Source organism: Sorangium sp. So ce1153 (assembly GCF_051521595.1).
In the GTDB taxonomy this organism is placed as follows: domain Bacteria; phylum Myxococcota_A; class Polyangia; order Polyangiales; family Polyangiaceae; genus Sorangium.
In genome coordinates, this window is sequence record NZ_CP150361.1 from 9,265,902 (window position 1) to 9,291,379 (window position 25,478).

Here is a 25,478-nt window from a genome sequence, read left to right on the forward strand (position 1 = left end):
CGGGCGCTGGTCGGCGGACAGCGCCTGACGCGGCTCACCAGGCTTCCCACGCGGGCGGGCGAGCGGTAGCTTGTGGAGATGCACGGACGAACGAGGGCCTCCGCTCTCCTGCTGGCTGCGCCGCTTGCCTTCTTGATCGCCTGCTCGGAGCCGGAGAACGGCGAGCGTGGCTCCGCGGGGGCAGGAAGCGCGTCGACGTCCGGCGGGAGCGGCGGTGACGGCGGAAGCGGCGGTGACGGCGGCGTCGACGGGAGCGGCGGTGACGGCGGGAGCGGCGGCGCCGGCGGAAGCGGCGGTGACGGCGGGGACGTGGCCCATGGTCGCGACGTCGGCGCCGCCAACACGGGTATCGCGGGGGCGATCGCGGCGGGGCTACCCTGCGGTCAGCTCACCGACTACGACGGGCCGTACATCGTCGACGTGGCGGGGACCGTCATCGAGAACAAGCGTATCGTCGGGGCCATCAAGATCCTCGCCGACGACGTGACCGCCCGTTGCTGCGACGTCGACCTCGACGGTGAGGTCGACGCGCGGGGGATCTGGATCGGGTACGAGACGAATCCCTCGGGCTGGCGCGTCGAGTGGAACACGATCCATGGCGGAGCCACGGGGACGATCGGCATCGACGTGACGACGAGCGGCGACGGGGTATGCCGGCGCAACGACGTATCGCAACAGGAGAATGGGATGAGGCTGAGCGGCGGCCGCGTCGAGGAGAACTACCTCCACGACCCGATCCCCTACGACGGCATCGCGCACCGCGATCAGATCGAGATCTACGGGACGAGCCAGCCGACCTCCGTGCTCCGCAATCGCATCGAGCACGACGGCGAGGAGACCGCGGCCATCAACATCACCTGCGACTTCGGTCCGACGGACGATGTGCTGATCAAGGACAACTTCATCGACGGCGGCAACTACACCCTCTACGACCGCGAGCAGGGCAGCGGGATGCCGACACGTGTCCGGTTCGTCGGGAACCAGCACGGCGACAGCTTCTTCTACGGGCTGATCTCCGCCGACCGAGAGGGCACCTCCGACCCGGAGGCGCAGGCCGCCGACCCGGAGCGGTTCCTCTGGCAGGACAACACGTGGGCGGAGACGGCCGATCCGGCACACCCGGAAGGTGAGCTGATCCCGGTGCCGTGAGCGCGCCGTCGCTGCTACTCCTGCGCGCGCGCGTCGCCCAGGTAGTAAGCGCGCTGCGATGGATAGTAGTCGGCGAAGTCGGGCAGCGGCTGGCCGAGGCGGGAGGCGACGAGCATGTCGAGGTAGTACTCCCAGCCTGGCCCTGTATCGCCGGCGAGCGCTGGATCGGCGAGGTGCTGGACGAAGGTGAGCTCGGTGGTCTCGCCCTTCGCCGTGAGCGAGAGCTCGAGACGCCAGTCGCCGTGATCATCCTTCATCGAGACAGCGAGGTGGTGCGGCGGCTGGCACGCGTCGATCGAGACGTCGCACGACGGCGCGCCCTTCTCGAACGCCATCTGGAGGCGCACCGTCTTGCCGGGCCCCGCCTCCCCCTCCCACGGGCCGATCCAGCGCGCCGTGCTCTCGGAGGCGGTGACGCTCTGCCAGACGTCTTCGATGGGCGCGCGGAAGCTGCGCGTGATGACGAGATCGGCGCCGGTCGCCGTGCCTCGGACGCGGCCGTTGGGTCGGGGGCTCATGCTGTCTCCTTCTTGCGCTTCGTGTCGTTGCGGTAAGGGGCCGTGAACGTCATGCGTCGCTGTCGGCCCACGCGGTGGACCTCGGTCTCGAGCGCGTCGAACCGGCGCCGGGCGCGGCTCTCCCGCGCCCGGCCGCCGCGTCACACCCAGGGGACTATCTGGCGATGCCGAACGAGCTCACCGTAGACCTGCGGCGACTCGACGGGCTGCGTGCAGATCCAGAGGACGTTCTTCGCGGCGTCCGCCGGCGACTGCGCCGACGACATGTCGTCGAACCACGGGCGTGACGCGTCGGTGTCCACGAGCCCGGGGCAGAGCGCGGCGATGATGAGCCCGCGCTGCGCTGCCTCGGCCTGCCTTTGGCGCGCGACCACCTTCATGGAAGCGACCTGCGCGATCTTCGACGGGATGTTGATCCACGCCGGCCAGTGGTGGGCCTCTGCCTCGCCGCGCTCGACGAGCTCGACGTACTCGTCCATGACGCGCTCGATGTCCTCGAGAGATCGCGTGGCGGGGTCGAAGAGGTGGTGGAGCCGCGGATCCAGCCTGGTCAGGGAGCCGAAGGAGCTCGCGACGACGAAGAACCGGCCGCCGTCGCGCAGCAGGGGTCCGAAGGCGCGGATCATCCGGTAGGTGCCGTGGTTGTTCGTGTCGATCAAGGTGCGGACCTGGGCCGCCTGCGGCAGTTCCTTGACCATGCGCGCGGCGGCGTTCGAGAGCACGATGTCTATCCCGCCGTGACGGCGCGCCACCGTCTCCGCCAGGGCCTGGACGCTGGCGTCGTCCGTCACGTCCAGCCGGGCCAGCGCCGGCTGCAGGCCTTCCTCGCGCAGGCGCGCCACGGCCGCCTCGCCGCGCTCCGGGTCCCGCGCCCCGAGGTACACGGTGCTGCCCGGCGGCAGGTCCTGGCAGAGACGGGCGACCATCGCGTAACCGAGGCCCTGGTTCGCGCCTGTGACAAGTGCGATCTTCGACATCGATCCCTCCTCAACCCTGTGCGCCGCGAAAGCGTGGTGCGGAGGAGTGCTACCGCAGGTCGGCTCGGGGCGCGACATGCCCACGGCGCTCTTCTCGAGGTGGAGATTTGCCACATGGTCGCAATACACCATGGCTGCATATTTCTCTTAGACAGGGAATATGCAGCTGCTTTCGGGCACCTTTGATCACTTTCAGGGGTGGCGGGAATTGTAGGTGCCGAGGTGCGTGGCGTGCGTACCCCGGAGCGTATGCGCTCCGGTTCGTGATGCTGCTCACCGGCTCTCCCGCTCCAAGGACCTGGAGCTACACCACTCGCGGAAGTCCAACATGAACAAGAACCTTTCTTCTCGATGGCTGTGCGGCACGACCTGGATCGCGCTCGGAATGGCGACGCTCTTCGGCTGCTCTGGGGGCGACGGGACCGGCGATGGCGTTGGAGGCGCGGGGGGCGCGGGGGGCGGCGGCACCACCGCCAGCACGACGGTCAGCAGCGGACCTGGAGCGACCACCTCCAGCAGCGCCGGCGTCACGACCAGCACCACCGGATCCGCGGTGACGACCAGCGCCGGGACGGGCGGGTCGAACGCGGGCGGCGGCGAGCCGGCGACCACGAGCAGCGCGACCACCGGCGCCGGCGGCTCCGAGCCCGAGCAGAAGTTCGTCGGCAACATCACGACGAGCGGCGCGGTGCGCGACGGCTTCGCCCGGTACTGGAACCAGATCACGCCCGAGAACGAGGGCAAGTGGGGCTCCGTCGAGAGGTCCCGCGGGAGCCGCGACTGGAGCAAGCTCGACGCGATCTACAAGTACGCGAAGGACAACAACATCATCTTCAAGCACCACGTCTTCGTGTGGGGCAGCCAGCAGCCGGACTGGGTCGGGCGCCTCTCCGGGGCGGAGCAGCAGTCGGCCGTGCGAGACTGGATGAAGTCGTTCTGCGAGCGCTACCCCGACACGAAGTACATCGACGTCGTCAACGAGCCGCCGCCCCACACCACGCCCTCCTACAAGAACGGCATCGGCGGCGACGGCGCCAGCGGCTGGGACTGGATCGTCAACTCCTTCAAGTGGGCTCGCGAGTTCTGCCCGGGCGCGGTCCTGATCCTCAACGACTACAACAACATCGAGTACGAGAACGACCACAACAACTTCATGCGGATCGCGAAGGCGGTGATCGACGCGGGCGCCCCGGTCGACGCGCTCGGCGCGCAGGCCCACGACGCGTACAAGATCAACACCAGCACCGTGAAGAGCTACCTCGACAAGATGGCCGCGCTGGGGAAGCCCCTGTACGTCACGGAGTACGACATCGGCATCGCGGACGACAACCAGCAGAAGCGGGTGATGGAGGAGCAGTTCACGATGTACTGGAATCACCCTTCCATCAAGGGCATCACGCTCTGGGGTTACATCGTCGGCACGACCTGGCGGGACAACACGGGCATCCAGCGGCAGGACGGCACCATGCGACCGGCCATGCAGTGGCTGATGGAGTTCCTCGACCGCGGCGGCTGAGCGACGCCACGACCACGTGAGGTTCGCGCCCGAGCTCCCCCGGAGGGGGCTCGGGCGCGTCTCATTTCGGGCGCGGCGGGCGGGACTAATCGCAGCTGTTGTCGCGCGCGTTCACCAGCGTGAGGTTGCGGAAGGTGCTGTTCGTGGCGCAGGGGTTCTCGTTGACGTCCGTGTTCGTTATCGCGAGGTTCTGGATCGTGATGTCCGAGGAGTTCTCGAACTCGGCGCGCGCGGCGAGCCGGATGTCGCCGCCGCCGGTCACGGTCCCGGATTCAGCGGCGATGTTCACGTTGTGACAGTTCTCGAGCAGGATCGAGTTGCTGCCCGTGTCGGCGACGTCGATCCGGTCGATCGTGACGCCCCCGCTCTCGGACACGCAGAAGATCCCCCGCCCGCCGCCGCGGGCGATGACCTCGCCGACGTGGATGTTGGTGGGGTAGCTGCTGCCGACGCGGCCCGCGCGGTTGGCGAGGCGAAACGCCGCGTAGCCGGTGCCAGCGCCCGCGTTCACGGCGTCCACCGTCCCGATCTCGGCGTTGGTCGTGTCGTTCAGGAGCAGGCCGCATTCCCCTGTGTCGCGGGCGATGACGGCGCCGATGCGGAGGTCGTCGACGCCATAGGTCTCGACGCCGTGAGATCCGGTCCCCTCGGCGTAGACGTGATCGATCTCGATGTTCGTCACCTTGTCGGCGCGGTTCGAGCGCCCGTGATTGTCGATGCGGACGCCGAGGCCGCTCGAGACACGCAGCTCGACGTGGCCGAGGCGCAGGTTCTCGACGTCGCGGAAGAACATGGCGTAGATCGGGGTGCCGGTGATCGTGACGTTCGGGATCTCGATATCGGTCCGGCCGCGCGCGTAGATGGGCGCCATGTCGCCGGAGCCGCTGCCGGTGACGTCGATCGTGCCGCAGACGTTGAGCACGGCGAAGCTGGGCACGCTGATCCGCGAGCCCGCGGTCATCGTGCCAGAGCCCTGGACCAGCACGCTCTCCTTGGTGGTGCGGCCGGAGCTCAAGCTGTCGAGCGCCGCCTGCACCGCGGCCCGCATGTCGCCGCCGCTATAGACGTTGCGGGTGCCGTTCTGCGCGGCCCAGGTGGATCCGGACCTTGTCACGACGGCGTTGTAACTGGCCGTGTCTCCATCACAGGGATACGCCGCATCACCACCGCCGCTGCCGCCCGTTCCGGCCCCTCCGCCGCTGCCGCCCGTTCCGGCCCCTCCGCCGGTCCCGCCCGTCCCCGCCCCTCCGCCGGTCCCGCCCGTCCCCGCCCCTCCGGTGCCCGCGCCGCCGGCGGCGTCGGAGCCGCCCGAGCCAGGCGCGCCAGCGCCCGATGTGCCGCCGGTCGCGACGCCGCCCCCCGCGCCCGACCCGCTCGCCCCTTGGAGCGAGCCGCCCACACCCGAGTCGCCGCTCGACGGCGTGCCCTCCGCGGCCGGGCTGCCGCCGCTGCCCGCCGGGTCGCTGCCGGCGTCCGACCCGCAGCCTGCGGCCACCAGCAGCGCGACGAGCGTTCCAGGCACCACATGAATTGTGCGCATTCGAGGGATCATCATCGGCTCCGAACGGTGAGAGGGACCTGCCGTCCCCTGGTCGACGCTCGCGCTGGGGCTCGACGCCCGGACCCCGGATGGGCAGCGCTGAGCAACCCTACAGCTGCAACCACCAACCTGGTGTCGACGTGCGGGCAGAACCAATCACGGCCCTGGACAGGTGACCGAGGTATTCGCCTGCGGGCGCACGATTGCAATGTCACGCCTCCTCGCGGCGGCGCGCGCGGCGGAGGACGCGATCGCGCCGTTCGTGATGTCGAGGCGAGGGGGTAGTCGGCGGCGTACCGATGGAACAGGGAGACGAGCACCGCGGTGCCGGCGGGGACCGCGCGGCACCAGGCGATGAAAGGACGGCGGCTCGGGACCGGCCCGGCTGCTCTGGGCCACGGTCGCGCGCGCTCGAGCCTACAAGCGCTCGATGATGAAGCTCTGGGTCTGGTCGTCGAAGCCGTGGGGAGCGAGGTTCGCGTCTGCCGTGAAGACGCGCGAATTCGGCGAGAACCACACGTACCCGTCGTAGAGCGTCAGCTTGAAGCCGGGGGGGACGCGGACGGAGCTGATTCGCCTGTTCCAGGGGCCGTTGAAAAGGAAGTTGCCGCCGACGCTGTACACGAACGATTCGCCCGAGAAGTTGGCGTGCTCGTAGAAGGTGACCACATCCAGCTGCGGGTCCGAGGCCCGCGAGACGACGAGGCTCGAGATGATGTCGTTCGCGCTCACGGACACGCCGTTCGTGCCCGCAGCCACGAGGTCCGTGTCCGAGGTATAGACGTACGCCCCCTCCTCGAAGTTGGCGTTGAAGAAGACCGTGACCCGGAGCCCGGCAGGGACCCTGATCGAGCTCGCGCGGTCGTTGCCGATGATCGTGAGGTCCTCGACGTCGTGGCGGCCGATCCCGAAGCTCTGCGAGACGCCGGAGAAGCTCGGGAGATCGTAGAGCACGACCTCGCCGGCGGGGTGGACGGCCGAGAGGCTCGCCTCGGCGATCTCGCCGTCGATGATCTCGGACGACTGCGGCTCGAGCGGCTCGTCTGACTCGTCGGCGCCCAGGCAGGCCGAGGAGAGGCCGAGCGCGGCGCCGGCGCAGACCATGAGACCTAACTTATTATAAAGCTCTTTCTTCTTCATTCTGTCTCCACATCATGATTCAGTGATGGCGATGGTTCACGCCGAGGCAGTCCGCCCTACCAGGCGGCTGCAAACGCCATCGACGTCAACCAAGCGTTCGTCAGCAAGCAGAATGACGGGCCCTGTGATCACGGCATGCCCGGCTCGGCAATGGCGTCTCCGAGCGAGCCCATGGGCACACCGGGTCGAATACCGTTGGGTGGACCGCTGGAGCGGGAGGCCCGGAGCCGGGTCTACGAAACCCGCCCCGCGACCGCTCAAGGGTCACGTCCGGAGTATGTGGCGATATACGGAGCGGCGCCAGGCGGCGCTCTGGAACGGCCGCGTTCCAGGCGTGAAACAAGGCGTCATCCCGCTGTTCGCATCGAGCTGCATCTTTATTATGAACGCGCCCACCTGATCGCCGATGGCCACGAGCTGACCATCGGAATGGGCGCGTTCGGCTCGCCGTGGCGCTCGGCGGCCCGGCGACGTGACCGCCGCGGCGTCTGGCTGCGGCCCTCGGCGCCTGCGGTCGCATGCCCGCCGCGTGGCATCAGGAATCCTGGCGAGATTTCCGACAGGCGAAACTAGCTGCGCGGCCTTCGTGCGTGGAGGAAGCGCGCGTAGCCGATCTCGGCAGCGTTCTTCGTGAGCTCGATGTTGGCCCATGCGACGACGTCACCGAACGGACGATCCTGGAAGGGCCATCGTGTCCGCCGCGCCGATCGCAGATCGTCGTCGGTGGCCTGCTCGAGCGCCGCTCGCCACTGTCGCTGCAGGTCGCCGATCCACGCGCGCAGGCCCTCGGCGCTGCCGGGCCACGTCACGTCCTCGCGCGTGAGGGCTCCTTCGCCGAACGAGTGGTCGAGCACCATGGACCACCAGAAGCCGAGGTGCCACGTCAGCCACGCGATGCTCGGCGGGCCGAGATCATACCCCTCGTGCTCCGGCCAGCCGGCGCGCCACTTGCCATCCGGGGCTTGATGGACGTGCAGCCCCGCGTCAGCAGGGCGCCACAAGCACTCCTCGGTGGTGAGCCCCTCGAGGTGGTAGCTGGTCAGCTGCCATGCTATCTCGAGCTGCCGGATCAAGTAGTCTCGTGCTTCGCTGGACACGGGTTGAGTCGGGGCGCCAGGGCTGTCACGTCTCATGGTCCGGGAGGCTAGCATCCTCTCTTTGCCCGGCAAACAGCTGGCGAGCAGCGCTGGCCGATGGGCGTCAAGAGGGCTGTCCGCTGGTCCGGCCACGTCCTCGTGAGTGCTTCGTTCGTGTCGCTCGACGCCCCGGTTCCGGTCGGGTCGCGGGCCGCACGCCAGCCGCGGCTTGCTATCGCGACCCGGGTCGGGCCGCTATAGTGGGGCGCGTGAAGGCGATGATTCAGCTGGGGCTCGTCGGCGATCGCGACGATGCGGTGACCGCCCACCGGGCCATCCCGGCGGCGCTGCGGCTGGCGGGAGAGGCGCTGGCCGCGCCGCTCTCGTTCGAATGGGTGCCGACCGAGGAGGTGACCGACGTCTCCCGCGTGGCCCATTACGACGCCCTCTGGTGCGTGCCGGCGAGCCCGTACCGGAGCATGGACGGCGCGCTGCGCGCGATCCGCTTCGCCCGCGAGCAGCGGCGCCCGTTCCTCGGCACCTGCGGCGGCTTCCAGCACGCGGTCATCGAGTACGCGCGCAATGTGCTGGGCTGGTCGGACGCAGAGCACGCGGAGACGGCGCCGGAGGCGCAGCGCGCGGTGATCGCGCCGCTGGAATGCTCCCTGGTGGAGGCGACCGGCGCCGTCCGCTTCCGCGCCGGGACCCGCACCGCGCAGGCCTACGGCTGCGCGGAGGCCGCGGAAGGGTACCGCTGCCGCTACGGCCTGAACCGGGACTTCCAGGCCGCGCTTGTCTCGGGCGCGCTGCGGATCAGCGCGGAGGACGATGCCGGCGATGTGCGCGCCGTGGAGCTGGATGGACATCCGTTCTTCGTCGCGACGCTGTTCCAGCCGGAGCGCGCCGCGCTCGCCGGGCAGCTGCCGCCGCTCGTGGCCGGGCTCATCCGGGCCTGCGCGGGGGGCGAGGCGATGCCCTCGAGGCCCGCCGCGCGCCCCGCGGACCGCTGAGCCGGGCGGGTCGCGCCGTCGCCGCGCGCCGGGCGACCCATGGCTGATGGCCCACGGCGGACATGGTGGCCGACGTGGTGGACGTGGTATTCGAGGAGGCACCCCTCGGGGGCTCCTCTGGAGCCAGCGTGGCCTCGGGCGAGGCGTGAGCAGCAGGAGATCTCGATGAGCCGATATCCCGACAAGGAACCGGAGTGCCTGGGCGGAGACAGCGGGGTGATCGATCTCGTGATCGAGTCGCGCCCGCGGGATCTGGGCGGCTTCACGGTGCGGCGGACGCTCCCCTCGACGCAGCGGCGGCACGTGGGGCCGTTCCTCTTCTTCGATCACATGGGTCCGGTCGACTTTGCGCCGGGCCAGGGGATCGACGTCCGGCCACACCCGCACATCGCGCTCGCGACCATCACGTATCTCCTCGAAGGGGAGTTCGTGCATCGCGACAGCCTCGGCTCGGAGCAGCCGATCCGGCCGGGCGACGTGAACTGGATGGTCGCCGGGCGGGGCGTGGTCCATTCGGAGCGGACGGCGCCCGAGGTGCGGGCGCGCGGCGCGCGGATGCACGGGATCCAGACGTGGGTCGCGCTCCCGCTGGAGGACGAGGAGATCGAGCCGCGCTTCGAGCATCACCCGCGCCCGACGATGCCCGTCGTGAGCCGTCCCGGCGCGGAGCTGCACGTCGTCGCCGGGACCGCGTACGGCGCGAAGGCGCCCACAGGGGTGCTGTCGCCGACGCTCTACGTGCACGCGAAGCTCGACGCCGGCGCGACGCTGCCGATCGACGACGAGCACGAGGAGCGCGCCGTCTATGTGGTCGACGGGGCCATCGACTGCGACGGCAAGCGCTTCGGCGAGGGTGCGATGCTCGTGCTCCGCCCGCGCGCGCACGCCGCGGTTCAGGCGGTCGGCACGACGAACCTCCTGCTGGTCGGCGGCGCCCCGCTCGACGGGCCGCGCCACATTTACTGGAACTTCGTGGCGAGCTCCAAGGAGCGCATCGAGCGCGCGAAGGCCGACTGGCGCGAGGGCCGCTTCCCCAGGATCCCCGGCGACGACGCCGAGTTCATCCCGCTCCCGGAGGGCTGATCAGCCGAGCGTTCGGACCGTCGTCGCCTCCGTCGCCTCAACCTGGGTCGCCTCCGTCGCCTCAACCTGGGTCGGGTCGCCTCAACCTGGGTCGGGTCGCCTCAACCTGGGTCGGGTCCCTCAACCTGGGTCGGGTCCCTCAACCTGGGTCGGGTCGCCTCAACCTGGGTCGGGTCGCCGGTCGATCGGAAAACCGCCTTCATGGCCCGACGGGGCCCGTCGCGCGGCCTCCTCGGGCGAGCAGCCGCTGCACCGTCGCCGTCTGCAAGTCGCGCGTCTGGGCCGTGAGCGAATAGAGCATCGCCTCGCGGAAGAGGCGCTGCGCCGTATGGTCGAGGAGATTGGCGCTGCCGCCGCTCGCGATGACCGCCGCGTGCGCGGCGCGGACGCCCAGATCGATGCACCAGGCGCGAACGCGGACCACGTGCTCGCCGTATCCCTCCGCTTCCGGCCGGTCCGCCCACGCGTCGACCTCGGCGCGGGCGGCCTCCCGCTCGTCCTCGAATGCCCGCGCGGCGCCAGCAAGGTGTGTGCTGCCGCGGCGCTCGGCCAGCTCCGCGAGCAGGGCGGCGGCGGCGCCGGCCACGCCCAACGAGAGCGCCGACGGCGTCAGCATGCCCGCCACGTCGCGGACGGCCTGCTGCTCGCGCGTCACGGTGGCGATCACCTGATCGGGGCCGACGCGCAGGTCACGCAGCGTCAGCGACACCGTGGCCGAGGCGCTCATCGCGCACAGGCGGAGCGGCGGCGATGGCACGATGGACTCCCCGGCCTGCAGCGACGTCAGCACGTACATCAGGCGGCCATCGGGGAGCGTGCCGGCAATGACGGCGTCGTCGGCGATCCCGTGGCCGGTCAACCAGGGCACGGTGCCGTGGAGGCGAACATGGTCGCCATCGGGCTCGACCCTGACCATCGGCGGGCCCGGGCGGCGGACATGCGAGAAGCCCACCGTGCAGAAGCGCTCGCCGGAGGCGAAGCGAGGCAGGACGCGCTCCTTGAGCGCCTCGTTGTCGCCTCGCGCGATGAGCGGGCACGCGGCGGTGGCGTGCTGGATCTGGACGAACGCCGTCACCCCACAGGCGCCGGCGATGATCTCCAGGTACTCGCGCGCAATCCGCGCCGGGACGCCGTGACCGCCGTAGCGCGCAGGCGTCGCGATCCCGAGGAGACCGGCGTCCGCAAGCGCACGGAGGTTCTCGCGAGGAACCGTCTCGGACTGATCCGTGGCGTTCGCCGCCGGAGCGAGCACGAGCGCCGCGACCCGGCGGGCGCGCTCGAGGAGCGTGCCGGTGTCAACCGGGACGGACGGCGTGAGCGATGGGTGGGACATGCAGGGGAGTGTATTCCGCGGCGACTCGAGCGCCCGACCCAGGTTGGCAGTGCGCTGCTGGCAGGGACCGATGCTGCCCCGACCTGGGGCGGGTCGGGTCGCCGCAACCTGGGTCGGGTCGCCGCCGCAACCTGGGTCGGGTCCCTCAACCTGGGTCGGGTCCCTCAACCTGGGTCGGGTCCCTCAACCTGGGTCGGGTCCCTCAACCTGGGTCGGGTCCCTCAACCTGGGTCAGGTCGCCGCTGGGTCGTCGCAACCTGGGTCGGGTCCCTCACCGCCGGGTCCCTCAACCTGGGTCGGGTCCCTCAACCTGGGTCGGGTCCCTCAACCTGGGTCGGGTCGCCGGATCGCCGCCGCCGCTGGCCCAAACTCGGTCGGCTCGCTACTGGCCGATGCTCCGCACATACGTCCCGGGCGAAATATCCGATCTCCGCGGTCCCCCCGACGGGCAGGACAGCGGCGGCTAGCCGTGCTGCTGCCGGTGCTCGGCCAGCACCTCGGCGATGACATCGCGGGGCGATTTTTCCGCCGGATGGGAGCGCCCGCTCCTCGCGAAGGTGATGAGCGCTTTCCACAGCGCCCAGCCGCGGGCGCGGGCCCAGGTCGCGCTGTCGGCCGGCACCGCCGCCCGGAATGCGTCCCGGCTCTCGCCCGCGAAGAAGGTCCAGGTGATCACCAGATCGCAAGCCGGATCACCCACGCCGGAGCTGCCGAAATCGATGATGGCGCGAAGGCTCCCCTCCTTGACCAGCAGGTTTCCGACAGCGATGTCGCCGTGGACCCACACCGGCGGGCCCCGCCACCTGGCCGCAAGCGCAGCCTCCCACACCTCCGTCGCTCCGCCCGCGTCGACGTCCCTGGCCACCGCGGCGATGGTCTGGCGCGTCTCGGCGTCGTACACGGAGAGCGGCCCGCCGCGGAAGAAGTTGTGCTCGCCGGCCAGGGGGCCGCCTGCGGCATCGATCCGCTGCAAGGCAACGAGGAAACGACCGAGCTCGGTCGCGAAGCCCGCGAGGTCGGCGATCCGCTCGACCGACGCGGTTTCGCCCTCGATCCAGCCGTAGACCGACCATGGCCAGGGATACCCGAAGCCGGGTCGTCCCAGCACAAGGGGCGTTGGAACGGCAAGGGGCAGGAGCGGCGCGAGCCGTGGCAGCCAGCGATGCTCCTTCTCCACCTGGGCGACGTAGCCCTCGGCGCTCGGCAGACGCACCTTCATGCGCTCGCCCAGGTGAAAGGTCCTGTTGTCCCATCCATCCCATGCCACCGGCCTGATCGGCAGGTCGGCCCACTGCGGGAACTGCGCGGCGACAAGCCGGCTCACGAGGGCGATGTCGATCTTGAATCCATCGGTCGTGGTCATCGCATCCTTCCTGCTGGGCTCGTCACCCGCCGCACGACGCGCAGCAGGTCTTCCATGCGGTCGCGCCAGCCATGAGCGGAGGCGGCTTCGAGCACGCCCTCGCCGCGGGTCAGCAACGGCACTCTCAGGCGGTCGCCTCCCCCGGCAGCTCGAAGCGAAAGCGGTGGAGCGGCTCCCACACCACCGTACCGACATCCTTGAGCGCCTCCATCAGCACCAGGGAACAAGGAGTCCAGACGCGTTCCGAAAGTCAAGCTCCTCGTCGCGGTCGTTTCATTGTACGACCGTGCTGCACGCGCTGATCGACAGAGAGCCCTCGTGCGATCGGCTCGGCACCTCGACCTGCGCCTGGCCGCGGGTCGCGAGGGGTGACGGGTCGTCAGGGTGCGCCGAGGCGCATGCACGTCTGGCCGCCCGGTCCAGATCAGCGCGCCCGAGGCTGCATCCACGACGAGTCACGCATCACCAACGAGGTCGACGACAGCGATGACAGACAGCCAGATTCAAGCCGATCGAGCGTACGCGACCGCATGGCGCATCTTCTTCGACAGCCGCCGTTACGACCATCGAGGCACGCTCGATCTGATGGAGCCGCACCTCCGAAAGATCGTGGCGAGCGGCAGGAGAGACCTGTCGATAGTGAGCGTGGGTCCCGGGCCGGGCGACGTGGACGCCGACGTCGCCCGGCTGTTCAGGCGCGTCGCACCGGAAGGCGGCTCGGTGCGCTACGTGGCGCTGGAGCCAAACGCGATCCACCGGGAACACTTCACCGCCATGACGCGGCGTCCTGAGCTGGCCGGGGTACAGTTCGACGTGCGCGCGACCAGGATCGAAGACTTCAAGACGGACGAGCGGTTCGACTGCGTGTTCTACATGCACTCGATCTATCACATGCCAGGGCAAGAAGAGCGGCTCACCCGCGAGGCGCTCGGCATGCTCAACCAGGGCGGGATCCTGGTGATCACGGTCGACCACGAGCACGGCCAGATGTACACGCTGATCAAGAAGTACGTCGCGCTGACGGGTTATCAAGGCTACTGGACGGCGTCGGAGGCGGGGCTCATCACGGGCGAGAGCCTGAAGGGCATCATGGAGCGGCTGGGCCTGAGATACGAGACGGCCGAGCACGACGAGACCATCGACGTGACCCTCTGCTTCGACGACCAGTCGACCACCGGGAAAGCCCTGCTGGACTTCATCTACCAGACCGATTTCAGCGCCATGTCGGACGACGTGAAGAGACAGCTCCTGGTCTATCTGAACGAAGAGGCCGTCGAGCGAGACGGGCGCAAGCTGATCCACGAGCCCTCGATCACCGTGCTGGTGCCGCGCCCTTGACCTGATCCACGATCGTGGGGACGGGTGGCCGCAGCTCCCGGCCGCCGGCGCCGGCAGTCGCGCCGGACCGCTCCGGGCACCCTCACGGGTCGGCGCTGCTTCGAGCTCCCTCGATTCGCTCCGGCGCCGACGCCCCGCGGAGCCTGAAGTGACCGAGCACGGTCCAGGCGTCGAGCTGGTCGTCCTCGCTCGGCCTCGGGCCGATGTTGTGCAGGACGAGCGGGATGCCGCGCGGGCCCTTGTGATCGCTCACGATGCCCACGTGATCCGGCGTGCACGAAGGGCACGGCGCGAAGGACCAGACGACGATATCGCCGGCCTCCCATGTGCCCACCGCGGCCCCGTCAAACGTCGTCGGGAGCGACGTGGCGTGGGCGCGCAGGTAGGTGAGCATCGGCGTGACGCGGCGATGATCGATGGAACGATCGGGACGCTTCACCGTCGTGTAGACGGCGGGGCGCGCGAGGATGTCCTCGTGGATCGTCCTCTGGAGATCGACGCCGGCGGCGCGGACGGCGCGGATGACGACGTCGGTGCAGACGCCGCGATCGGGGGCCGGATCACCGCCGGGGTAGCCGATGGCGACCCAGGCGGGATCGTAGGTGACCGCGCGCGCGACCTCGAGGCGCGCGCGGGCGACGATCGGATTGGAAGGCACCGGGACAGGCGCGGGCTCGGCGAGCGGCGCTGGAGCAACCCCGGGTGCGCGGATCGGCACGGACGCGGGGGTCGGCGCGGGCGCCAGCGGGGGCGTCGATGCCGGCGCGAGGCGGGCCTCGCGAGAGGCGGCGGCGAGCTCTCGCGAGCCACAGGCCAGGAGGGGGAGCGCGGCGAGCAATGCCCAGGAGCGTGACGTCATGCTCCGTCATCGGCCGACGAGGACGCTCTGTGACAGACCAGCGCCGGACGACGGGAACGTCGCAGCGACGGCGCGCAGGCCAGAAGAGGGAGCGGGGCTCCGCTCGTCGGATCAGGGGCGCCGCACCGACGGGACCGACCGGCTGCGGTACCTCGCCAGGGAAGGACACCGCGCCGCCGGTCCACGCGCGGCGCCAGACCTCGCAAGAGGCGTACATGGAGACGATGAAGTCCCGGTTCGCGCCCAGGCTCTGCGGCTCCCGGCGCCAGGCTGGCCGCGGGCGTTTGGTCTCTGCTCGGCGCACGCGTCGGTTTGCAGCCAGGCGCCGTTCGCCCTACCCTGAGCCGGCTTGGACGGTCAGATCGTCGACCAGAAATACCGACTTACCCGCCTGATCGGCGAGGGCGGGATGGGCTGCGTCTACGAGGCACGGCAGCTCGACACCGGCGAGCAGGTCGCCGTGAAGCTCATCAGCGGGCAGAAGCGCCGGGAGAGCGCCACCGCCCTCGGCCGCTTCCAGCGCGAGGCGCGCGCCGCGGCCGGCATCGAGACCCCGCACATCGTCCGCGTGCGCGACGCCGGGACGGACCCCGCGACCGGCACGCCTTACCTCGTGATGGAGTACCTCGACGGCGAGGACCTCGGGGAGCTGCTGCACCGCCTCGGGCCGCTCCGGCCCGAGGTCGCGCTGCGCATCATCGTCCAGGCGTGCCTCGGCCTGCAGAAGGCGCACGAGGCGCGGGTGATCCACCGGGACATCAAGCCGGCGAACCTGTTCCTCGCGCGCTCCGGCGGCGGGGAGGTCGTGGTCAAGCTCCTCGACTTCGGCATCGCGAAGATCAAGCCGTCGGAGGGCGGCGTGACGACGGGGCTGACCACGACCGGGAAGATGCTCGGCTCGCCGCTCTTCATGGCGCCGGAGCAGATCGAGGACATCCGGACCGTCGATTACCGCACCGACATCTGGTCGCTCGGCGTCGTCCTGTACGCCGCGCTGTCGGGGAACGCGCCTCACCACCACATCGCCTCGATCGCGCGCCTGTTCGTGATGATCTGCACCGAGCCCGCCCCGCCCATCCAGGACGTCGCCCCGTGGGTGCCGCGCGAGGTCGCCGCCGTGGTGCACCGCGCGCTCCAGCTGAACATGAGCGACCGCTTCCAGAGCGTGACGGAGATGCTCGACGCGATGCTCCCCCTGCTCTCGGATGGCCACGCGCTGCGGCAGGAGCTGCTCGTGACCGTCACGGACAGCGAGCGCGCCGTGAGCGCGCCGAGGCTCGACGTCGCCCCCGCGCCGCACCGGAGCAGCCTCGCGAGGGCCGGCGAGGCCAGCCAGAGCGACCCGCCGCGGGACAGCGGGCGCGCCAGCCTCGTGAGCGCGTCGTCCGGCGGTCCGCTCGCGAGCCGGACGGCGAGCGGCGCCTCGTCGGGCCGCGCCGCGGCGTGGTCCCGAGCGCCGGCGGTCCTGCTCGCCTTCGGCGTCGTCGGCGCGGCCGTGTACCTCGCGGCGCCGCGCGCGGCGGCACCGGGGGGCGACGTCGCGCCGGCGGCCAGCGAGGCGGAGGCGGCGCCGGCCGAGGCGGCCGGTCCCGCGTCCGTCGCCCCGGGCGGCGCCCTCCGGCGCGTCGTCCTGGCCGTGGCGCCGAGGGACGCCGCCGTCGAGGTGGACGGGGCGCCCGTCGAGGTGCGCGAAGGGCTCGTCGAAATCGCCGGCGTGCTCGGCAGCAACCACCGCGTGCGCCTCGTCAGCGCGGGGGTCGAGCGGGTGGGCAACGTCGTCGTGACCGAGAACGGCGCGTTCCCGCCGACGATGGCGGTCGACGGCGCGGCGGCTGGACCGAGCGGCCCCGCGGCTGGACCGAGCAGCGCTGCAGCCGGCCGGAGCACCGCGGCGGCTGGACCGAGCGGCGCGCCGAGCGCCAGACCGCAGCCGCCACGCCGACCGGCCGCGGAGAAGGCGCCCCCGGAGGCGCCGAGGCCGCCTGCGGATCCGCTCGTCCCGAGCACGTTCGAGTAGCCGGGGGCGCACGCGCAAGGTTGCGGGAAAGGGACAGGGTTCCTGTAAGCTGCGGGCGTCGCGTCCTCGACCATGCGAAACCGGATCTGCTCTCCCCGACGCGTCGCTTCGATCGCCGCACTCCTCCTCGCCGCCCGGGCGGCGCCGCTCTTCGCGCAGGACGCCGGGCGCACGCAGCCCGCGGCCAGCGCGCCCACCACCGACGCGAAGGCCGAGGCCGAGGTCCGCTTCGAGCGCGGCCTCCGCATGTACAGGGCCGAGGCATGGGAAGCCGCCGCGGCCGAGTTCCTCGAGTCGCGGCGGCTCTACCCGACGTGGGGGGCCACCTCCATCGCCGCGCGCTGCTTGCAGAAGCTCGGGCGCACCACCGAGGCGCTCGAGATGTTCGAGTCGCTCCTCTCCGACTTCGGGAACGTGCTCCCGGCCGACGCGAAGGAGGCGGCGCTCGCCGAGGTGGAGCAGCTGCGCGAGGTCGTCGGCGCGATCGCGATCGAGGGCGGCGCGCCGGGCGCGGTGGTCACCGTCGACGGCCAGCGCCGCGCCGAGCTGCCGCTCTCGGCCCCGCTGCGCGTCGCGGCGGGCGCGCACGCGGTGCGGATCCAGAAGGACGGGTTCGAGCCGTTCGAGGCGCGCGTCGAGGTCCTCGGCCGACAGACGGCGCGCGTCGCCGCGAGCCTCAAGGCCATCGAGACGCACGGGCGCGCGCGCATCTCCGAGAAGACGGGCAAGCGGCTCGAGATCGCGCTGGACGGCGTGCGCGTGGGCAGGACGCCCTGGGAGGGCAAGGTCGAGCCGGGCACGCACGTGATCGTGCTGTCCGGGGCCGACGGCTTCGGGACGCCGCCGACGACGATCTCCGTGAGGGCAGGCAAGGTCGTCGACGCGTCGCTCACGGCGGTGAAGGCGCGGCCCGTGCTCACCGCGGCGGACCCGATCGTGCTCGACTACGAGGAGGGCACCCCGATCCGACCGGGTTATCGCCTCGAGACGAACATGCGTCGCGGGCTGATCACCGCGGGGGCGACCATCTTCAGCATCACCTATACGCCCGTGTCGGTCACGGGCTCCATTGCCGGCGAGGAGCTGCTCGTCGTCCCCGTCGCCGGTCCGCTGATCTACGCGACGAAGGAGGGCGCAAGCGGAGCGGAGGGCGTGTTCGTGGTCGACGGCGTCCTGCAGGCGGCGGGCCTCGCGCTGCTCGCGAGCGGGATCCTGTTCCCGAAGACGACGCTCGTGCGCGAGGACGTCGCGCGCTCCGAGCCGCGCATCCTCGGCGCTCTGCCCTCTCGCCTCGGCCACGACGGCCTCGGCGTCCAGGTGGTTGGTAGCTTCTGAGAGAGCGTCCCCAACCTGGGTCGGGTCGCCGCGTCCCCAACCTGGGTCGGGTCGCCGTGTCCCCAACCTGGGTCGCCGTGTCCCCAACCTGGGTCGGGTCGCCGTGTCCCCAACCTGGGTCGGGTCGCCGCGTCCCCAACCTGGGTCGGTCGCCGGCGTCCCCAACCTGGGTCGGGCCGCCGCCGCGTCCCCAACCTGGGTCGGGTCGCCGCGTCCCCTCCCGGACGGCCTTCAAACTTCCCCGCTCGTGCGTCGGGCTTGTGATAGTTGGATCTGGTGACCGAGCCCACACCCGATCCTGGCCACACCCCCACGCTCGTCGGTCGCTCGAGCTCCCACTTCACGCGCGTCACCCGCATCTTCGCGTCGGAGCTCGGGGTCGACTACGCCTTCGAGGTCGTCCCCGACCTGCGCTCCGTGAACGCGACGGACTACGCGGGTAACCCCGCGCTCCGCATGCCCATCCTGCGAACCGGGGCGACAACGTGGTTCGGCGCGCTCAACATCTGCCGCGAGCTCGCCCGCCGGGCGCCGGCGAAACCGCACGTGGTCTGGCCCGAGCACCTCACCGACGCGCGGGCGGCGAACGCGCAGGAGCTCGCCACGCAAGCCATGGCCACCGAGGTCACGCTCATCATGAGCCAGCTCGCGGGGACGCCCAAGGACGACGCGCAGCTCACGAAGCTGCAAACGAGCCTGCTCAACATGCTCACCTGGCTCGACGACAACATCGAGGCGGCCCGCGCAGCGCTGCCCCAGGACCGCGACCTCAGCTACATGGAGGTCTGCACGTTCTGCCTCGTCACGCACCTCGAGTTCCGGAAGATGCTGGACACGAGCGGCTATCGCGCCCTGACGGCCTTCTGCGACGAGTTCGGCCAGCGCGCGTCGGCGCGGGCGACCTCGTACCGCTTCGACGCGCCGTGAGCCCGCTCGGCGGAGCGCCGCGCCGCTCCGCGCCAGCGAGACCCAGCGCCGCCGTCGCCCGACGCCCCCGCGCGCTCACCGCCGCCGCACGGCCGTGAGGCCCTGACTGGCGGCCGCCTGCCGCCGACAACACGCGCCCGCGCCGCCCTCCGACGGCACATCGCCGACGGTGACGAGGGGCCGCTCGCGGTCGCGCCGCGCGCCCGCGAGCGATCGCATCGCGCGCCCGCCCGCGCGGCCCCGCGCAGCGCCTCCTCAGGAGCAGAGAGGCGCCCCTCCAGAGAAATCCGCACTCGAGGCATTGCAATCAGCATCTCGGGCGCGCGCGGGGACGGACAGCCGCTCCAGCCGCTCCCGACGCCCGAGCACCTGCTCTGGACCCCGAGATCGAGCCTGTCCGACGACGCGCACCAGATAGCGCACGTCTATGCGGCCTTCGCGAAGGATCTCGCGCAAGGCACCTCGCTCGCGCCGACGTTCCGTGACGCCTTGAAGCTCCATCGCCTGGTCGACACGATCGCTGAGGCCTCCGCCTCCGGGCAGCGCCTCCGCTAGAAGGGCTGAGCGCGCCGCTGCCCGCGCCCTGCGCCCGTCGACGGCGCCTCTCCCCGCGAGCTTGCGCCGGCTCGCGCCGACCACCGAGGCGGCCACCTCGCCGTCCGGCGCCTGCCGGAGACGAGGAGCGAGCGCAGGAGGAACCAGGCAAGCTGCCACGTCCGGGCCGAGGTGATCACGTGTCAGGGCGTGCGCGGCAAGCCCGCCGGCAGCGGCGCGGTCTCCGACCTCACCACCGCGGTGGCGACGCGTATCCCACCGACAGCCGGTCGCCGTGGTCCCCCACAAACGCGGCTTGCGCGCTCGCGCCCTGCGGCGTTGTGATAGAGCTGGCGCATGACCTCCGTCGAGGATCTCACGGCAGAGCTCGCAGATCTGCGGGAGCAGATCGCGGCGCTGACACGGGCGCGGGACGAGGCGCGCCTGGAGCGGGACGAGCTGCGCGCCGCCATCATGGGGATGCCCGCCGCCGTCGGGGTGATGACCGGCCCGGAGCACGTGTTCAAGATCGTGAACGGCGCGTGGCGCGCCCTCGAGCCTTCTTATGAGCCGCTCGACAGGCGCCTCGTCGACGTCATCCCGCCGCCCCTGGGGCCGCGCATCGCCGCGGCGCTCGATCGTGTCTTCGCGACGGGCGAGCCCCTCGTCGCCGCGAACGTCCCTTTCACGTTCCCGGGCGCCACGGAGCAAACCTTCCTCACGTTCCACTACTCCGCCCTCCGCAGGGAGAGCGGCGATATCTTCGGGATCGTCTTCCATGGCCTGAACGTGACTGCGCAGCTGCGCTCGCAGCAGGAGGTGCAGTCGCTCAACAGCAGGCTGCGCACCTTCCTCGCCCTGGCCGAGAACGCGCCGGACAGCATCGTTGTCGCCGAGCGCGGCCAGATCACGTACGCGAATCCGGCGTTCCGCCGCATGTTCGGGTACGGTCAGGAGGGCGTCGGGACTCCGCTGCTGGAGCTGATCGACGACGAGAGCCTGGCGCGCCTCGGCGCGCACCGCCAGGAGGGCGCGTCCCCCGGCGCGATCCGCGCCCTCGCCACCTGCCGCCGCCAGGACGGGAGCACCTTCCCGGGCGAGATCTCGACGTTCCCCATCCGTGACGAGGACGGGCAGATCGACGCCGAGGGCGCCATCATCCGCGACCTGACCGAGCAGCGGCGCGTCGAGCAGGAGCGGCAGGGCCTGCAGGAAGACCTCATCGCGGCGCAGCAACGGGCGATCCGCGAGCTCTCCACGCCCCTCATCCCGCTCGCCGCCAGGCTGGTCGTGATGCCGCTCGTGGGCACCATCGACAGCGTCCGATCCGAGCAGATCCTGGAGACCCTCCTCCGGGGCATCACGGCGCACCAGGCCGCGGTGGCCATCCTGGATACGACCGGCGTGCGGAGCATGGATGAGCAGGTCGCGAGCTCCCTGCTCAGGACCGCCGGAGCGGCCCGCCTGCTGGGCACGGAGGTCATCCTCACCGGCATCTCGCCCGAGATCGCGCGCGCCCTCGTGGAGATCGGGACCGACCTGAGCGGGATCACCACGCTCGGGACGCTGGAGGCCGGCGTGGCCCACGCGCTCGGCCGGCGCGCCCGATCGAAGCGCCGGTACTGAGCCTCTCGGACAGGGGGCGCGCTCGGCGGTCAACCGGCCGCGCGACGGAGCGCTCGAGGGGAGGTTCGCCGTCTCGAACACGCTCGTGAGCGCCCGTGCACGGCGCTCGCGACATCCGCGGAGCGTCCGGTTAGAATGGTCGAGGTAGGAGGAACGCTTGATCCACTTCGAGGAGCGCTGGGTCACCATCTCCTGGGACGCCGATGTTCAGGCCGTGCTGGTCGAGTGGAAGGCGTTCGCTGACAGCAAGGAGCTGCGTTCGGCGCTCGATACGGCGCTCGATCTCATCCGCAAGAGGAAGGCGACCCGGTGCCTCGGGGATTGCCGCCGCGCCGGGCCCACCACGCAGGACGACCAGCGGTGGGCGAACGAGAGCTGGCTTCCGCGCACGGCGGCGCTGGGGGTGCGCCAGATAGCCTACGTGCTGCCGCGCTCGGCAGTAGCGCGCATGTCGCTGATGCGGTCCGTGTTCAGGTTCGAAGACCAGGATCTCGTCCAGGCGCATTTCGACGACATCGACGCCGCCCGCGCCTGGCTCCTCTCTCAAGGCTGAGCGCCGCGGCCGGGGACGCGGCTGGCTGCACGGACCTCGCAGCGAGCAAGGCAGCTCGCGGGCAGCCGGGCCGGCGCTCGCCCGCGGCGGCGTCTAGCGCGGCCTCGCCTGGAGCGCGCGCCCCCCGGCCGGCGCGAGCTTCTGGAGCGCCGTCGACAGCGAGGCGAACGTGGTCAGATCGCCGAGATCGACGTCGACGAGGCTCTTCGCGAGCTCGGGCCGCACGCCGACCAGGTGGACCCGCGCGCCGAGCAGGGCAGCCGCGCGGCTGGTCATGCCCAGCAGGTGGGCGACCTGCGCGTCCACGAACGGGACACCCGTGATGTCGATCAGCACGCAGCGCGCCTCGTACCGGCTCACCCCCTCGGCCACCTTCTCGAGCACCTGCTGGGCGCGCCCTCCGTCGAACGTGCCTGTCAGCGGCACGAGCAGCACGCCGGGCAGGAGCGGGAGGATAGGACAGCCCAGCTCACGCACCGTCTCCGAGAGCGCGCGCTCGATCGCATAGGCCTTCTGCAGGTCGGCGTGCTGCGCCGACAGCGACTCCAGCAGCGCGTCGCGCTCGAGGGCCGCGCCGAGGAGCGTGCCCCAGAGCGCGACCGTGCCCTCATCCCCGGTCATCGCGACGATGGTCGGGCCGACGAGCACCAGGATCCCCCAGTCGCGCTGGGCAGAGCGAATCGGCAGGAGCAACACCATGAACGTGCCGTCCGCGGCCGAGGGCGGCAGCATCTCCGCCGGCGGAAACGCCTCGAGCGGACAGCGGCCGCCGATCGGGGGCGTCGGGCTGCCATCGCGGCTGTAAGCGCCCGCGAAGACGAGGCTCGCGCGCGTCTCCGGATCGTCCCATAACGCGAGGGAGCTCCAGACAACGGGGGTCGTCTCGAGCCACGCCAGCGATCGGGACTCCTGCTGCGTGCCGCCGAGCAGCGCGAAGCTCACGTCGTGATTGATCCTCGCGAGCGCGCCGAGCTGGTGGACGTGATGCGTCTCGGCTTCGAGCCGGAGCCGCGCGACCGCGAGGTACGACAGCGCCAGGAAGTCGTCGACACGCCGCCTCGCCGCGGCGTCCACGGGCGCGCCGCGCCGCTCGTGGGACTGGCACAGCAGGCGGACCATCGCCATCAAGGTCCCCAGATCAGGCGTGACGTCGAGGGCCTGCCGATAGACGCGCTCGAGCTCGGCGGCGGGGGGCGGCGCGGTGCCCCGGAGCACGGCCGTATACGCGTCGATCACCCGCGTGACGTCTGGCCACACCGCGGCCGGCGGGGTGTCCGGCGGCAGCGACCGGGGCAGGAGGAGCAGCTCGACCATCTGACGGGCCAGGAGGCCGTCGGCGCCCCCCTGAGCGGGGGTGTCCTCGCCGTCGAGGAAGCTCTGGATCACGTTGCATCCACACGAGCTCCGCTGGATGAGCACGTTGGCGGTGTGCACGCCCTCGCGAGGGAAGGCCTCGCCGGCGATCATCGACGCGATGAGATCGCACGCCGCGTGACCCATCATCTCGAACCGCTGGCGCAGGGTGGTCAACGGCGGATCGGCGCTCTGCGCCTCCACGACATCGTCGAAGCCGACGACCGCGAGATCCTCGGGGATGCGGACGCCCGCCGCCTTCAGCGCGGACATCGCCCCGAGCGCGTTCTTGTCCGTCCCGAAGACCGCCGCGGTGCACGCAGGCCGCCGCGCGAGGAGCGCTGGCACGGCGGCGCGTCCGCCGCTGTAAAAGTTGTTGTCGCACGGGATGACCAGATCGGGATCGAAGGGGAGCCCCGCCTCGGCGAGCGTGTCTATGTAGGAGTCGCGGCGCTCGCGAACGTCGTACGCGGCGAAGTTGCCGACGAACGCGATGCGCCGGTGTCCGTGCCCGGTCAGGTGGAGCACCGCTCTCCGGATGCCGCCGCGGTTGTCCGGGATCACGGCCGGGCAGTCGATCTCAGCGGGGCGGGTGCCGACCGTGATGAACGGGACCCCGGCGCGCGCGAGCTGCTCGAGGCCGTGCAGCTCGATGATGACGATCCACCCGTCCACCTGCTCCCTGGCGAGCGAGGGGGCCTGCACCTCGTGCGGCGTGCCGCGCAGCACCAGCGTGCGGTATCCGCGCCGCTGCGCCGACTCATGGATGCCGTTCACGACGGGCCCCCAGAACTGGCCGGCGAGAAAGGGGGCGATGATCCCGACGGTGCGGGGACGGGCCGCTGGGTGGGCCGCCGTACCGCGGGGCGACGGGTCCTCGGCCGGGCGCGCATCGGGGGCAGAGAGGCCGGCCTTTCGGCTGGCGTGCCCCGCGGTGCCGGGCAGCTCGTCCCACTGATCCGGCACCGGAACTCTGTCGCCTTGGCCACCCTGACCCATGCTCAACGGCTCCTGTCCACAACCAGGCCGCCCTCCCACGAGCCTCTGCGGACCGGCTACAGGGTACACGCTGCGCCGGCATCATGGGCGAGCCGTGCGGCGCTCAGGCGCTGAATCTGCGGCGATTCGTCATACCGCGAACACTGCGACCGCCCCAGGTTGGCGACCCGACCCAGGTTGGCCGCCGCGACCCGCGACCCGACCCAGGTTGGGCGACCCGACCCGGGCGACCCGACCCAGGTTGCGCGACCCGACCCTGCGCGACCCGACCCAGGTTGCGCGACCCCACCCAGGTTGCGCGACCCCACCCAGGTTGCGCGACCCCACCCAGGTTGCGCGACCCCACCCAGGTCACGCTGGCCGGTGGCAACGCTCGTCTGCCGACGCGGGATGTCTCCTTCGTTTCAGCAGAATACCCCCGTCAGGCGTTCAGGTGTTGCACGATGCTTTTCTGATGTTATCGTTCGCACGCGATTTCTTGATTATCTGGAAAGCTTACCGGATGTACGCGCACTGCCATGGAGCGCCTTGCGAGGTGTCCAAGGACCGTGCCCGGTACAGGCGCACGCGTGACCCTTGACGGCACGATGGCGCAGCCGAGCTAGATCGAAGGGAGTATAGCAGTGATTTCACGACTGAAGAACGCCGCCTGCACGGTTGGTATCGTGGGCGGGAGCTTGCTGGTCGCGGGCTGCGCGCTGGAGGCGACTGGGGAGGAGACGGCTGAGCAGCCCAGCGCGCTCGCGTGCGATTTCCCCACGCAATCCGTCATCACCAACACTGGACCGGACCGCTATCGCTCCGAGCAACAGGTCCTGCTCGACGCTCCGGTCGGTAAGGTCTGGGCCAAGCTGGGCTCTCTCGAGACCTTCTTCGAGATCGCGCTGCCGAATGCCACCGACCTGCACTGGGTCGTGGGCAACGGCAAGTCCGTCGGTGACGAGCTCAATTTCATCCTCGACGGTGGGTTGATCCGGTTGCTCGTCGTGGAGCGCGACCAGCAAGAGCACCGGTTCCAGTATCGGCTCATCGAGCCGTCCCTCGGGATCGAGGAGCTCGAGTCTACCTTGACGCTCCGCCGTAACGGCAATCGCACGGAGCTCGTCTGGGTGCGCGATTTCCGCATGTCGGAAGGCGTCTCGTTCGGCCCGCTGAGCGAGGTCGTCCAGCAAGAGTTCGCCAACCTGATCGCCCGCTTCTCCTCCTAGCGAGCGCCCGACCAGGTTCTGGAC

General features: G+C 70.9%; 20 protein-coding genes. 11 read left to right on the forward strand and 9 right to left on the reverse strand.

Annotated features, from left to right (window positions below; genetic code table 11):
• Positions 1 to 78: 78 nt before the first annotated feature.
• The gene (locus WME85_RS33275; protein ID WP_437827129.1) at positions 79 to 1,149 is read left to right on the forward strand and encodes a hypothetical protein; all 1,071 of its coding nucleotides are present in this window, start codon (positions 79 to 81) and stop codon (positions 1,147 to 1,149) included.
• 14 nt (positions 1,150 to 1,163) lie between these two features.
• On the opposite strand, the gene WME85_RS33280 is transcribed toward WME85_RS33275, so the two are convergent.
• Together WME85_RS33280 and WME85_RS33285 are read right to left on the reverse strand one after the other, a co-directional pair.
• Complete coding sequence (locus tag WME85_RS33280; protein WP_437827130.1) at positions 1,164 to 1,667, reverse strand: SRPBCC family protein; 504 nt, start codon at positions 1,665 to 1,667, stop codon at positions 1,164 to 1,166.
• Positions 1,668 to 1,807: 140 nt separating this feature from the next.
• Positions 1,808 to 2,644 (reverse strand): SDR family NAD(P)-dependent oxidoreductase, encoded by an 837-nt coding sequence (locus WME85_RS33285; protein WP_437827131.1) that lies wholly within the window; start codon positions 2,642 to 2,644, stop codon positions 1,808 to 1,810.
• A gap of 328 nt (positions 2,645 to 2,972) precedes the next feature.
• Between WME85_RS33285 and WME85_RS33290 the strand changes: the two genes are divergently transcribed.
• The gene (locus tag WME85_RS33290) at positions 2,973 to 4,160 is read left to right on the forward strand and encodes an endo-1,4-beta-xylanase (protein ID WP_437827132.1); all 1,188 of its coding nucleotides are present in this window, start codon (positions 2,973 to 2,975) and stop codon (positions 4,158 to 4,160) included.
• Positions 4,161 to 4,245: 85 nt separating this feature from the next.
• Here the strand turns inward: WME85_RS33290 and WME85_RS33295 are convergent, their stop codons facing one another.
• The 3 genes from WME85_RS33295 to WME85_RS33305 all read right to left on the reverse strand — a co-directional run bounded on the left by WME85_RS33295 (position 4,246) and on the right by WME85_RS33305 (position 7,973).
• On the reverse strand, positions 4,246 to 5,700 hold the full coding sequence (locus WME85_RS33295) for a hypothetical protein (RefSeq protein WP_437827133.1): 1,455 nt from the start codon (positions 5,698 to 5,700) through the stop codon (positions 4,246 to 4,248).
• Positions 5,701 to 6,117: 417 nt separating this feature from the next.
• Complete coding sequence (locus WME85_RS33300; protein ID WP_437827134.1) at positions 6,118 to 6,840, reverse strand: beta/gamma crystallin domain-containing protein; 723 nt, start codon at positions 6,838 to 6,840, stop codon at positions 6,118 to 6,120.
• Positions 6,841 to 7,409: 569 nt separating this feature from the next.
• A complete protein-coding gene (locus WME85_RS33305) occupies positions 7,410 to 7,973 on the reverse strand; it encodes a DinB family protein (protein ID WP_437827135.1) in 564 nt (187 codons plus the stop codon).
• 221 nt (positions 7,974 to 8,194) lie between these two features.
• Between WME85_RS33305 and WME85_RS33310 the strand changes: the two genes are divergently transcribed.
• Together WME85_RS33310 and WME85_RS33315 are read left to right on the forward strand one after the other, a co-directional pair.
• A complete protein-coding gene (locus WME85_RS33310) occupies positions 8,195 to 8,926 on the forward strand; it encodes a CTP synthase C-terminal region-related (seleno)protein (RefSeq protein WP_437842423.1) in 732 nt (243 codons plus the stop codon).
• A gap of 165 nt (positions 8,927 to 9,091) precedes the next feature.
• Complete coding sequence (locus WME85_RS33315) at positions 9,092 to 10,009, forward strand: pirin family protein (protein WP_437827136.1); 918 nt, start codon at positions 9,092 to 9,094, stop codon at positions 10,007 to 10,009.
• A 199-nt stretch (positions 10,010 to 10,208) separates the two neighbouring features.
• On the opposite strand, the gene WME85_RS33320 is transcribed toward WME85_RS33315, so the two are convergent.
• Both WME85_RS33320 and WME85_RS33325 read right to left on the reverse strand, forming a co-directional pair.
• Positions 10,209 to 11,342 (reverse strand): acyl-CoA dehydrogenase family protein, encoded by a 1,134-nt coding sequence (locus WME85_RS33320; protein WP_437827137.1) that lies wholly within the window; start codon positions 11,340 to 11,342, stop codon positions 10,209 to 10,211.
• A 463-nt stretch (positions 11,343 to 11,805) separates the two neighbouring features.
• Complete coding sequence (locus WME85_RS33325) at positions 11,806 to 12,705, reverse strand: aminoglycoside phosphotransferase family protein (RefSeq protein ID WP_437827138.1); 900 nt, start codon at positions 12,703 to 12,705, stop codon at positions 11,806 to 11,808.
• Between the two features lie 486 nt (positions 12,706 to 13,191).
• Here WME85_RS33325 and WME85_RS33330 point away from each other — a divergent pair, with 486 nt between their 5' ends.
• Complete coding sequence (locus tag WME85_RS33330) at positions 13,192 to 14,043, forward strand: class I SAM-dependent methyltransferase (protein WP_437827139.1); 852 nt, start codon at positions 13,192 to 13,194, stop codon at positions 14,041 to 14,043.
• An 82-nt stretch (positions 14,044 to 14,125) separates the two neighbouring features.
• On the opposite strand, the gene WME85_RS33335 is transcribed toward WME85_RS33330, so the two are convergent.
• A complete protein-coding gene (locus WME85_RS33335) occupies positions 14,126 to 14,902 on the reverse strand; it encodes a DUF1287 domain-containing protein (protein WP_437827140.1) in 777 nt (258 codons plus the stop codon).
• 349 nt (positions 14,903 to 15,251) lie between these two features.
• Here WME85_RS33335 and WME85_RS33340 point away from each other — a divergent pair, with 349 nt between their 5' ends.
• The 5 genes from WME85_RS33340 to WME85_RS33360 all read left to right on the forward strand — a co-directional run bounded on the left by WME85_RS33340 (position 15,252) and on the right by WME85_RS33360 (position 21,894).
• Positions 15,252 to 16,919 carry a protein kinase domain-containing protein gene (locus tag WME85_RS33340; protein ID WP_437827141.1) on the forward strand — a complete coding sequence of 556 codons (1,668 nt, stop codon included), beginning with the start codon at positions 15,252 to 15,254 and terminating at the stop codon, positions 16,917 to 16,919.
• Positions 16,920 to 16,991: 72 nt separating this feature from the next.
• Positions 16,992 to 18,254, forward strand: a complete 1,263-nt coding sequence (locus WME85_RS33345; protein ID WP_437827142.1) for a PEGA domain-containing protein — start codon at positions 16,992 to 16,994, stop codon at positions 18,252 to 18,254.
• Between the two features lie 276 nt (positions 18,255 to 18,530).
• On the forward strand, positions 18,531 to 19,181 hold the full coding sequence (locus WME85_RS33350; protein ID WP_437827143.1) for a glutathione S-transferase family protein: 651 nt from the start codon (positions 18,531 to 18,533) through the stop codon (positions 19,179 to 19,181).
• Between the two features lie 891 nt (positions 19,182 to 20,072).
• On the forward strand, positions 20,073 to 21,341 hold the full coding sequence (locus tag WME85_RS33355) for a PAS domain-containing protein (RefSeq protein ID WP_437827144.1): 1,269 nt from the start codon (positions 20,073 to 20,075) through the stop codon (positions 21,339 to 21,341).
• Positions 21,342 to 21,498: 157 nt separating this feature from the next.
• The gene (locus WME85_RS33360; protein WP_437827145.1) at positions 21,499 to 21,894 is read left to right on the forward strand and encodes a hypothetical protein; all 396 of its coding nucleotides are present in this window, start codon (positions 21,499 to 21,501) and stop codon (positions 21,892 to 21,894) included.
• Positions 21,895 to 21,987: 93 nt separating this feature from the next.
• Here the strand turns inward: WME85_RS33360 and WME85_RS33365 are convergent, their stop codons facing one another.
• A complete protein-coding gene (locus WME85_RS33365) occupies positions 21,988 to 24,246 on the reverse strand; it encodes a substrate-binding domain-containing protein (RefSeq protein ID WP_437827146.1) in 2,259 nt (752 codons plus the stop codon).
• 623 nt (positions 24,247 to 24,869) lie between these two features.
• On the opposite strand from WME85_RS33365, the gene WME85_RS33370 reads away from it, so the two are divergent.
• Positions 24,870 to 25,454 carry an SRPBCC family protein gene (locus WME85_RS33370; protein ID WP_437827147.1) on the forward strand — a complete coding sequence of 195 codons (585 nt, stop codon included), beginning with the start codon at positions 24,870 to 24,872 and terminating at the stop codon, positions 25,452 to 25,454.
• Positions 25,455 to 25,478 lie beyond the last annotated feature (24 nt).